Source organism: Winogradskyella sp., assembly GCF_028289625.1.
Lineage (GTDB): Bacteria > Bacteroidota > Bacteroidia > Flavobacteriales > Flavobacteriaceae > Winogradskyella.
Map to the genome: position 1 here is coordinate 1 of NZ_JANQOM010000015.1, position 12,030 is coordinate 12,030.

At 36.2% G+C, this 12,030-nt stretch carries 6 protein-coding genes and 2 tRNA genes; all 8 read left to right on the plus strand.

Translation table 11 applies throughout. The features are described from left to right. Positions 1-1,828: DNA mismatch repair protein MutS (mutS, locus tag Q0992_RS03440; RefSeq protein ID WP_299520412.1), on the plus strand; the 1,828-nt coding region annotated here is incomplete at its 5' end. Positions 1,829-1,924: 96 nt separating this feature from the next. Further along, a tRNA-Gly gene (locus tag Q0992_RS03445) sits at positions 1,925-1,996 on the plus strand. Positions 1,997-2,039: 43 nt separating this feature from the next. Then, a tRNA-Leu gene (locus Q0992_RS03450) sits at positions 2,040-2,124 on the plus strand. A gap of 329 nt (positions 2,125-2,453) precedes the next feature. Next, positions 2,454-5,261 carry a triple tyrosine motif-containing protein gene (locus Q0992_RS03455; protein ID WP_299520414.1) on the plus strand — a complete coding sequence of 936 codons (2,808 nt, stop codon included), beginning with the start codon at positions 2,454-2,456 and terminating at the stop codon, positions 5,259-5,261. 237 nt (positions 5,262-5,498) lie between these two features. Next, positions 5,499-8,681, plus strand: coding sequence for a glycoside hydrolase family 2 TIM barrel-domain containing protein (locus tag Q0992_RS03460; RefSeq protein WP_299520416.1), 3,183 nt, complete (start codon positions 5,499-5,501; stop codon positions 8,679-8,681). 8 nt (positions 8,682-8,689) lie between these two features. Further along, complete coding sequence (locus Q0992_RS03465; RefSeq protein WP_299520418.1) at positions 8,690-10,144, plus strand: glycosyl hydrolase family 16; 1,455 nt, start codon at positions 8,690-8,692, stop codon at positions 10,142-10,144. 36 nt (positions 10,145-10,180) lie between these two features. Next, complete coding sequence (locus tag Q0992_RS03470; protein ID WP_299520420.1) at positions 10,181-11,068, plus strand: glycoside hydrolase family 16 protein; 888 nt, start codon at positions 10,181-10,183, stop codon at positions 11,066-11,068. Between the two features lie 15 nt (positions 11,069-11,083). Further along, entirely contained in the window at positions 11,084-11,875 is a 792-nt protein-coding gene (locus tag Q0992_RS03475) for a PKD domain-containing protein (RefSeq protein ID WP_299520422.1), read from the plus strand. Positions 11,876-12,030: the final 155 nt, after the last annotated feature.

Below are 12,030 nucleotides of genomic sequence, written 5' to 3' on the forward strand. Positions count from 1 at the left end.
CGATGATTATGTTTGGATGGATAAGTTCACCATAAGAAATCTAGAGTTATACCATTCAACAAATGCCAATGCCGTAACGCTTATTAATGTCATTGACAAAACGATTTCAGCAATGGGAGGTCGAACCTTAAAGCGATGGCTAGCATTACCCTTAAAACAAGCGGATAAGATAAAGCAACGTCATGAGGTGGTTCAGTTTTTATTGGATAATGGGTCAGTGCTTCAAAAGATTCAAGGTCAGATAAAGCACATTGGAGATATAGAACGTTTAATTTCTAAGATTGCAACTACCAAAGTCAACCCAAGGGAAGTCATTCAACTAAAAAATTCGCTGGAGGCTATTGTACCCATAAAAGCTGTGGCGGAAAACTGTAATAATGAAGCTTTAAGAATTATAGGCGAAAATCTGCATGATTGTGATTTGCTCCGTGAAAAGATTAAACAAACTTTAAATGAGGAAGCACCAGTAAATGTGCTAAAAGGAAATACGATTGCTGAAGGATTTTCAACAGAACTTGATGAATTAAGAGGCCTATCAAAATCCGGAAAAGATTATTTAGATGAAATGCTAGAGCGTGAAAGTGAGCGCACAGGTATTCCGTCCTTGAAAATTGCCTCAAATAATGTCTTTGGCTATTACATTGAAGTCAGAAATACGCATAAAGACAAAGTACCTGAAGAATGGATACGAAAGCAGACCTTAGTCAGTGCAGAACGTTACATTACTGAAGAACTAAAGGAATATGAAGCTAAAATTCTTGGTGCTGAAGAACGTATTCTAGCCATAGAGCAGCAGTTGTTTGCAGAGTTGGTAACATGGATGCATCAGTTTATTTTACAAGTGCAACAAAATGCCCAATTGATCGGGCAGCTCGATTGCCTTTGTGGTTTTTCAAGTTTGGCAAAATCCAATAAATACAATTATCCTCAAATCGATGACAGTTATAGTTTAGAAATTAAAGACGGTCGTCATCCTGTTATAGAAAAGCAATTACCTTTGGGCGAATCATATATTGCCAATGATGTGTATCTCGATAGAGAATCACAGCAAATCATTATGATTACGGGTCCCAACATGTCGGGTAAATCGGCCATATTAAGGCAAACTGCACTAATAGTTCTTTTGGCCCAAATAGGAAGTTTTGTACCGGCAAAAGAGGCTAGGATTGGATTAGTGGATAAGATATTTACGCGTGTTGGTGCCAGCGATAATATTTCTATGGGAGAGTCCACTTTTATGGTGGAGATGAATGAAACGGCCTCTATTCTCAATAATATCTCAGGCCGTAGTTTGGTCCTCTTAGATGAGATAGGGCGTGGTACCAGTACATATGATGGCATATCAATTGCATGGGCAATTAGCGAATATCTGCATGAACATCCTGCAAAGCCAAAAACCTTATTTGCGACACATTACCATGAGCTTAATGAAATGACAGAGACCTTTCCACGTATTAAAAACTTTAATGTTGCAGTTAAAGAATTAAAAGATAATGTGCTTTTTGTACGTAAATTGGTTGAAGGTGGTAGTGAGCATAGTTTTGGAATTCATGTGGCTAAAATGGCAGGAATGCCACAACAAGTCATTAGACGTGCAAATAAAATATTATCTAAACTCGAAAAGTCCCATTCTAGTGAAGAGCTTACGGATAAGGTAAAGTCCTTGAAGGATGATATGCAGTTGAGCTTTTTTAACTTGGATGATCCATTGTTAGAAGAAATAAAAGATGAAATTCTTCACACTGATATAGACACCTTAACACCTGTGGAAGCCCTTATGAAGCTCAACGAAATAAAGCGCATGTTGGTAAAGAAAAAACAAGCTTAGGCGCATTCAATTTATTTAAAAAAAGTCTTTGCAATTCTAAGAAATAGTTTAAATTTGCATCCGCTTTTATGGCGAAAAAGTTCATTAAAAGATGACGCGAAAGTAGCTCAGGGGTAGAGCATCACCTTGCCAAGGTGAGGGTCGCGGGTTCAAATCCCGTCTTTCGCTCTATACAATATATACCGATTAGATTACAGTCCGTAATTTGAATGCTGAAGTGGTGGAATTGGTAGACACGTTGGACTTAAAATCCAATGGCCATTATGGCCGTGCGGGTTCAAGTCCCGCCTTCAGTACAGATGAAAAACCAAGACACTTGTCTTGGTTTTTTTGCTCCAGATCGGATTAAGTTTACTTAGTTGAGGTTTAGGCAAAAAATAACTACTCATGCGTAGTGAGTGGCTTTTCTCAACATGTTGAAGCAAGTACTCGGTTTTTTAATAACTCTAGCTCTCTTATTATAAAGTTCGATTTTTTTCTGTGAGTTTTAAGAATTTTTGATTAAAGCTTTTTATTCAGAATAACACTACAAAACTTCTCAAAGTACTTATATTTACTTACCTTAGTGACTTAACATGGTTGTTGTGGTGCTTTTTTTCTCCCAACAATCATTAAATTGTGGTTAATGGTTAGGCTTAATAAAGCTCTCATATTTATAGAATTCCTTATTGGCATTTCTCTGTTCGCGCAAGAGATTCCTCCAATTCAAATTTTTACGCAGCAAGATTATCAGGCCGAAGATCAAAATTGGGATATTTCTCAAGATAATGAAGGTATTGTTTATTTTGCGAATAACAAGGGTTTACTTAGGTATAACAGTGCTCGATGGGAGCTATTTCCCTCCCCAAATCAATCGATTTTAAGGTCGGTTAATGTTATTGGTGATAAAATCTATACGGGCTGTTATATGGACTTCGGTTATTGGGAAAAAGACAATTATGGAGGTTTAGCCTATACCTCATTAATAACAGGACGAGACATTGAAGTTAAGGAGGACGAACAGTTTTGGGACATCATTGAAATTGAAGACTATATTTTGTTTCAATCCTTAGACCGCATATACATTTATAGTATTGAAAATGATAGTTTTAAAATAATCGATTCTAAGAGCAGAATAAACAAAATATTTAAAGTTGATGAGAATATTTTCTTCCAAAAAAACGGTATTGGAATATGCGAGATTAAAAATGGTGTTGAGCAATTAGTCATACCATCAGATAAGTTTAATGACAATGAGATTGTAAACATTTATAAGGATGATACAGGTTTATTACTATTGACTAAAGAAAATGGTATGTATAGCTATTCCAATGGAGATTTGTTTAGCTCAAATATTGAAGTCGATAATGTGCTTAATGGTTTGAGCATATACAGTAGTATTAAGCTCAAGGATGGAAGCTTCCTTCTTGGGACTGTTTCTGAAGGAGTACTTCAAATGTCGTCAGATGGAAAAAAGATTTTAAAAATTGACCAATCAGGAGGTTTAAGTAATAATACAATATTATCACTACTTGAGGGAAATAGGGGTAATATATGGTTAGGATTAGATAATGGAATAAATTGTATAAACCTAGAATCACCTTATATAGTATATAAGGACAAACAGGGCGTTTTAGGAACTATTTATACATCGATAAAGGTTGGAGATTATTTATACTTAGGGAGCAATCAAGGTCTATTTTACAAGAACGAAAAGGAGAATCATAACTTTAGGCTTGTTAAGGGTACAAAAGGCCAGGTATGGTATTTAAACAACCTAAGAGGAGACTTATTTTGTGGGCATGATAAAGGAACCTTTGTTGTGAAGAATGGAAACGCTACTTACATTAAGGGGGAAATAGGAACATGGCTAATAAAGGAGACAGAGAATCCTAATCTTCTCATTCAGGGAAATTATGAGGGCTTGAGTGTTTTGGAATTGAAAAATGGAATTTGGTCCCATAGAAATAAGATAAGAGGTTTTGATATCTCTTCTAGATATTTTGACTTTGTAAATGCCACCGAATTACTCATAAGCCATGAATATAAAGGGGTGTATAAAGTAGCGGTTGATTCTGATTATTTTCAAGTTTTAGAATCCAACAAGTTGGATATTAAAGAAGGTCCAAAGTCAAGTATTGCAAAATATAAAGATAGAATACTATATAGCAATAAAGAAGGTGTTTATGCTTATAATGAAAAACAATCAAATTTTGTTAAGGATAGTACTTTAAGTGAATTAATTAAAGGATATAATTATTTATCAGGCAAATTGGTAGTTGATAATTCTAGTAATCGATTATGGCTTTTTTCTAAGAATGATATCGCCTATGTCGAGCCGGGAACACTTTCGTATGAGCCAAAAACAAGTAAGATTTCAATCCCTCACGAATTGAGAAATAGCAAGGTAGGCTATGAGAATATATTGGGTCTTAACGACAATAAGTATTTAATTGGAACAACAGAAGGGTATCTTATAGTCGACTTGAATAAGCTAAAGCAAAATTCTAAAGAGATTAAGATAGATTATATATCTCATAATTCGTTACATGATGAGTCCATTCCCATTCAGTTAGATTTAAATCAAAGTGTAACGTTAGGGAATAAGAACAACAGTATCCTTTTTAAGTACAGCATAACAGATTATAATAAATTTTCGTCTAAGAAATATAGATACCGTTTAGTTGGTCTTTATGATAACTGGAGCGATTGGACATCAACGCCAGAGGTTTATTTTGAAAATCTCCCGCATGGTGATTATGCATTTGAAGTTATGGCTCAATCTAGTGGAGTTGAATCTAATAGTTTAGCTTCATATACTTTTTCAATCGAAAAGCCATGGCTGCTCAAACCATTGGCTATTGTTACTTATGTTCTTATGGGACTGGCTTTGATATTCTTAATCCAATACTTTAATAATAGATATTACAAAAAGCAAAAAGAGAAGTTGATTGAGAAAAAACAAAGGGAATTAGAACTCGAACAGCTAGAAAATCAACAACAACTTATCCAGTTTAAAAACAAAAACCTCCAATTAGACATAGAGAACAAAAATAGAGAGCTTGGCACAGCGACTATGAATTTAGTTAAACGTAATGAATTATTGAATAAAATAAAGGAAGAGTTGTCTAGAAGTAAATCTTTGGATGATGTAAAAGGGGTAATAAGATTAATTAATACGAACTTAAATAATACCAGCGACTGGAAATTGTTCGAAGAAGCATTCAACAATGTCGATAAAGACTTCATGAAAAGAATTAAAACGATACATCCGTCTATAACCCCTAACGATCTCAGATTATGTGCTTATTTGAGGTTGAATCTATCATCAAAAGAAATAGCTCCTTTGTTAAATATATCTCATAAAAGTGTAGAAGTTAAACGATATCGATTGCGTAAAAAAATGGGATTGGGTCACGAACAAAGCCTTACGGATTATATTTTAGAGTTGTAATCACTATACAATTTGTCTTTTTGCCTATACATTCGCCATACATTAAAGATTCACCCCATTTTTTGTTAACTAATCGTAAATTACCGTAATTCGCAATTTAACAGTCTCTTAACATGGTATTCGCAGAAAAGCATAGTTTTTTTTGCGATGTATGCTATTTGTATAGGGTAATTTTGAAGAATTAGTAAATTATTATCTTAGTTTTATTAATTAAATAATCTATAAACAACTAACAATATGAGAAATTACCTCCAGTTTTTAATTCTAACGTTAATTTCAATTTCCGTATTTGCTCAATCAAATGAAGTTACTATAGACAAAAGCGCTGATGGTTTTAGGCTTGTTGCTAACGGACAGACTATGATCGTAAATGGTGTAAATTGGGATTATGTCCCAATTGGTAATGGCATACTCGATAAGGGTATATGGGCACAGTCGGATGATGTTATTATGGCGGCTTTAGACGCAGAAATGGCATTGTTCAAGAATATGGGCGTCAATGCGATACGTACTTACGGTTTAGAGCCTAAATGGATTACTTATATCTATGAAAATTATGGTATCTATACTATGTTAAACACCCAATTTGGTGCTTACGGTCTTACAATCAATGGTGCTTGGACACCACAAACCGATTATACAGATGAGGCTACTAGAGAAGTCTTGATGAAAGAAGTAACTGATATGGCGAATAAGTATAAAGGTACGCCAGGACTTCTATTATATATGGTGGGTAACGAAAACAACTATCACTTGTCTTGGACAGGAGCAGAAACCGAGGCCATACCAATTGATGGTGTAGACCCAGGGATTCGTTTAGCGGCAGAAGGGCTTTATAAAGCCTTCAACGATGCGGCTCTAGCTATAAAAAAAATAGATAATTCCGTACCTGTTGCAATCTGTAATGGGGATTTACTATATCTGGATATCGTGAAACAATATTGTAAGGACATTGATATTTATGGAACAAACATGTATAGAGGAATTTCTTTTGGCGACGCTTTTCAACGTGTTAAGGACGAACTAGATAAGCCTATACTTTTTGCAGAGTTTGGAGCAGATGCTTTTAATGCCATAGAAAATAAAGAAGATCAGTATTCTCAAGCTTATTATAATGTTGGTAACTGGAAAGATATATATCAGAATGCCGCAGGTTTAGGAAAAGCTGGAAATTCAATAGGTGGTTTTACTTTTCAATCTAGTGATGGTTGGTGGAAATGGAATCAAACTAAAGATTTCGATGTACATAACACCATTGCAACTTGGCCAAATGGTGGCTACTCTAGAGACTTAGCGCCAGGTGGAAATAACATGAATGAAGAGTGGTTTGGTATCTGTGCCAAAGGGCCAACCAATGAAAGGGGCTTATATGACCTTTATCCTAGAGCTGCTTATTATGCGCTTAAGGAAGTACACCAATTAAACCCTTATGATGAAGGCATGAATATGGGGTTCCTTGAAAACTATTTCAATAATATTAACCTAATGGATGCCGTCTTAAAAGCTAGAGGAGATAAGGCAGCTCTTGAAGGTGGCTCAGCGGGTAAATTGGGGATAAGCAGATTAAGAGCAGAATTTACCACATTTAATACAGGTGGAAGTCTAATAACGACCCCAGAAACTGAAGACCCCAACGTTAATCAGTTTCCAAATCAATTAGGGTTTGACCATATGCAGTCTTACTTTGTTGGTATAGAAGGAAATCCGTCTTCAAATATGCGGGCAAACGTTGAGTTCAATATTTTGGGTAACGTGGCAGAGAATCCTATAAACGAAATCTTTTATGAAAATCCAGGCAGACCAGTTACAGTTGTGGGTGTGGAAGATGGAAATGATATAGATCTTGAGATAGCGGACTTTAATAGAGTACGTGTTTACCAAGCTGAATTTGAATGGAATGCTAAAGACTTTGACTTACGTGGTTTTTATAGAACGGGTCATTACCATTGGGCATATGAAGGGGATATCTTTAATTTATATCCAGAGGCAAATTATGGCCCCAATTTAGATATTTATAATGGTGAAATTTTAGGTATAGAAGTTGATGCTAAAGGTGAGTTAGAAGGACTTAAGGCGGCATTTGGACCACAATTATGGTGGGGTGCTAACCCTACGATGCTTTTTAAATATCGAAAGAAATTTTTAGATTGGGATGTTACAGGAATTTACCACAGGGATTTAGATACCGATTTAGAGTTTGATGTTACAGGAAGACGTGTTTTAGATGCCAACCAGGTACGCTCTGGTATCATTCCTGCTTGGCCTCAAGAGAGAGCTACTCTCGCTTTAGAGAGAGATTTTGGTAGTATTGGCGTTACTGTTGGTGGTATTTGGGCGGGTAGCCCACTTAACGGTAGCTCATTTCAAGACATTAACGATAATGGAGAAGTAGTTGTTGATAAAGTAGAGGGAAAGGATAATTGGGGAGCTAAAGCTAAGGTGACATATCAGAAAGGACCTTTCAATTGGTATGCCCAAGGTTCATATATGGGCTTAGTAGCCAATGGTGGTGTAGATCAAACCAGAACTTTTACAGGTTGGAGATTATTAGACTCCGGAAGCGGAAATATGACTAATTTCCTTTCTGGATTCACTTACACCTTAGGAAACTTACAAATAGCACCAAACTTTATGTGGCAACAGCCTTTGGTAGATCCTATGCCAAATGCTGGGGCTGCGCCTGGCAGACTAAGAAATTTTATCGATGACCCATTTGCGGTGAGAGGTGGTAACAGAGAGATGACGGCAGGTGAGATATTATTCACATTCGACCCAACACCAGGGACATGGATGTACGAGTGGAATAATGATAGAGCAGAGGATGCCAAGTTCGCTATGAGTGCGGGATTTGTATACAGACATTTACCAACCACCCAAGATGCACATATCGGTTTCCTAGCAGATCGTACCTTCTTTGCCTTTGGGGAGTCAGCACCTGCAGAAGATTTATGGGAGGCTCATACAAGAATTGTTTCTAAATTAAGCCCAGATCTGGGAATTATTGGAAATTTCTACTACGGCAATGGACAAGGTAATGGTGATTCTGATAGAACAATAACACGTTTCGGTGGCGATATCAGAATGTTATATAAAAAGATTAAAGTTATGTCTCATGTCAAAATTAATGACTGGGGACCTTTTGATTACCATAGAGATTTCAACTTAACATTTCCATTGCAGTTAATGCTAGATGTTTCTACGACTTTAGGGAAGCCAGATTGGTTTATTTTACCAAGTACACAGGTTGGTATTCGCGGTATGTGGCGTTCATTAGATGAATTCTCACCAAGATTTTCACCTCTAGCTACAGATCCGAATGCGACTAATCCTAACCAACCACCAATTATTAGCCCTGTAGGATTCCCTAATGGATCAGAATGGGAGATTAGAACTTATATACATATTAATATTGGCAAATAAAAAAGTAAATGATGAAAAATTTTAAAATAACAAAATACACTTTTCTTTTAATTGTGGCATTAATTGCTACAATAGGCTGTGAGCGAGATCTCACAGATGAAGTTGTGCCAGCTACCTTTCCTAATACCCCTGACATTTTTACAGATGCTCCAGTAGGTTTAACGGATGAATTTTTTGATTCTTTTGATCCAGCTTTGGGGGCAAATACACAAGGCTTTGGCACGGACGAGAACGAGGCTTTTGAAGGTAATGTTTCTATAAGAATTGATGTGCCCGGACCAAATGATCCTGATGGAACCTTTATAGGTGGAATTTTTAAAGATAGAGGTGAAGGTAGAAATTTAACCCAGTATGATGCACTTACATTCTATGCAAAAGGCTCAATAACTGCTGCCATTGGAACCGTGGGATTTGGAGTAGATTTTGAGGATGGCAATTTCCCTGCAAGCAGAAATAATATTCAATTAACAACTGGTTGGAAGAAATATATTATCCCTATCCCCAATGCGTCGAAGTTAGTACAAGAAAAAGGAATGTTCCTATTCTCTGCAGGGTCTTATGATGTTTTACAAGATGATAATCCTTTTGATGGTGACTCATTTAGCGATAATATAGGTTTCACATTTTGGTTAGATGAAATTAGGTTTGAAACGCTAGGGACTAACTTAACTACTGGAGCACAAATACTAGGAGCCCAAGACCAAACAGTAGAAGCCTTTACTGGTAGTGAAATTGAAATACCCAATTGTACACAATCCTTTAGTCTAGGGTCTGGGGAGAATATAACGTTAGATGTTGCACCGGCTTATTTCGATTATAATGTAAATCCTAGTGTTGCACAAGTTGTTGATGGTGTTGTTATAGTTGGGCAAGAAGGAGCTACAACGATTACGGCGACTATAGATAATGTTTTAGCTCAAGGCTCATTAGAAGTTATTTCAAACGGAGCTTTCCCTGTTCCAGATGACCCCACACAACCTCAAAATGAAGTAATTTCAATCTTTAGTGATTTTTACACCAATGCGGTTAATCCTAATTTTACTCCAGGTTTTGGAGGTTCAACAACTATTGCTACAATTCAACAGATTAGCGGTAATAATGTGGCAGAATATGCCAATAATAATTTTACAGGCATCAACTTTGATAATTCACCTGTAGATGCAAGCGCCATGGATTTTATGAATGTTGATATTTTAGTCCCTAATGACGTTACTTCGATTGAGTTTCAAATTAGAGACATAGGGGCAAACCAAATGCTTGAAACTAATCAATTTACAGGTTTTCCCGAGGGGGATGATGCTGATTACAGATTTACACCCACAAATCTAACTCCTGGTCAATGGAATCGTGTGCCAATTCCTCTTGCTGGTAGTTTAGCTACTCAAAGAGATAATATAGGAGCAATTATATTGGTCGGTGGACCTAATTTTATTTTAGACAATATATATTTCTACATTGACTAACCCCCTAATTAATAATAATCTTTCAGTTTAAATATTATGAATAAAAAATATAAAAGCATCAAATTGAATAAAGCGTGTATTGCTTTAAGCTTGATTATAATTATTGGAATTAACACAAGCTGTGATTTAGATGAAACGCAAGAAGTAGCCACACTTACTAATATCGTAATGCAAGATGAGTTTAATGTTGATGGAGCACCCAACCCATCTATGTGGACCTATGATATCGGTGATGGTTCTGATCAAGGAATTCCTGGATGGGGAAATGAGGAATTACAATACTATACTGACAGGCCAGAAAATGTTGTTGTTGAAAACGGCATGTTAGTTATTACGGCTAGAGAAGAGTCTTTTGAAAACTCAAGTTATACATCAGCACGTATTACTACTCAAAATTTATTTGAGCAACAATACGGACGTTTTGAAGCCCGTATTCGTTTACCGTTAGGTAAAGGTTTATGGCCAGCATTTTGGTTGTTAGGTAATGATTGTGATCAAAATCCTTGGCCAAATTGTGGTGAGATAGACATTATGGAGTACCTTGGTGATGAACCAACAGTGGTTTTTGGGAGTGTCCATGGACCTGGTTATAATGGAGGTGATTCTGTGAGTAAAGACTATGAGTTAGAAAATAATAGATTTGATACTGAGTTCCACATCTTTGGAATAGAGTGGAGCCCCAATCGAATTAATTATTATGTTGATGATGTATTATATCAATCCCTCACACCAGAATCAATAGCCGATGAAGCTGAGGAGTCTATTGCCGATAGTGACCTCGATAATGCAGGAGAGTGGGTTTTTAACAGACCTTTTTACATAATTATGAACATAGCGGTTGGGGGAAATTTACCTGGACCACCAAATGCTGAAACAGTGTTTCCTCAACGAATGTTTGTGGACTATGTAAGAGTGTATAACTAATTAAAACTTAAAAACATGAGATTACTAAAGCATAAATTAATTATGATAGCTGCGATTATATTATCCTCTACAATAGTATCCTGTGAGGATAATGAAAGCGGTATAACGTTTCCAGATTTAGATGCACGATTTATTGTTAGTAATAATGAAGTGGGGACTGTTGAATTGTTTAATACTTCAACTGGCAGTGAAAGCTTTTCTTGGGATTTTGGGGATAGTAGTGATGGATCAACAGTAGCTAATCCTACTTATACCTATGAGGCTTCAGGTACATATACAATTACATTAACGGCAACAGATGAAATTGGAAATACCGACACCTTCCAAAATGAAGTCACCGTTGACGTTCCTGTACCTTTTGGCGGCTTGCTAACAAATGGTGATTTCGAACTAGGGGCAGCCCCATGGATTCAAGGTGTTGACGATAACAACCCTGCACCTATTATCACCGAGGGAGGCAACACATTTTATACTGTTAATGTTACCAGTCCAAATCCAGATGCAGTCTTTTTAGTTAATCTAAGTCAAAAACTAGAAATTGTGCAAGGGCAAACTTACACCCTTTCCTTTGATGCTTGGACTGATCAAGCAGCAGGCCGAAATATCATTGCAGGTATTGGATTAAGTGGCCCACCATTTAGTAGTACGAGTCAGACCGTAGCAATTACTACGACTCAAACTAATTATGAATTAACGTCGTTATCTTCTGCAGACTTTGGGGCTCCAGATGCAAGAGTGTTATTCGATTTAAATGGAGAAGCAGGAGTAGTAAATATCGACAATGTTATTCTCACTTTAAACGATTAATAAATTTTAAAAGGATGATGTTATCTAAATGCCCATCTTTTATAATTTTTCCCAAAGCTAATTTTGAATTATAACTATGCGGCTTTAATGTATATTAAAGCCGCATTTAGCAACTAAAAGAATTTTGAAATTGTTTTTTCAATATATTTAATTGT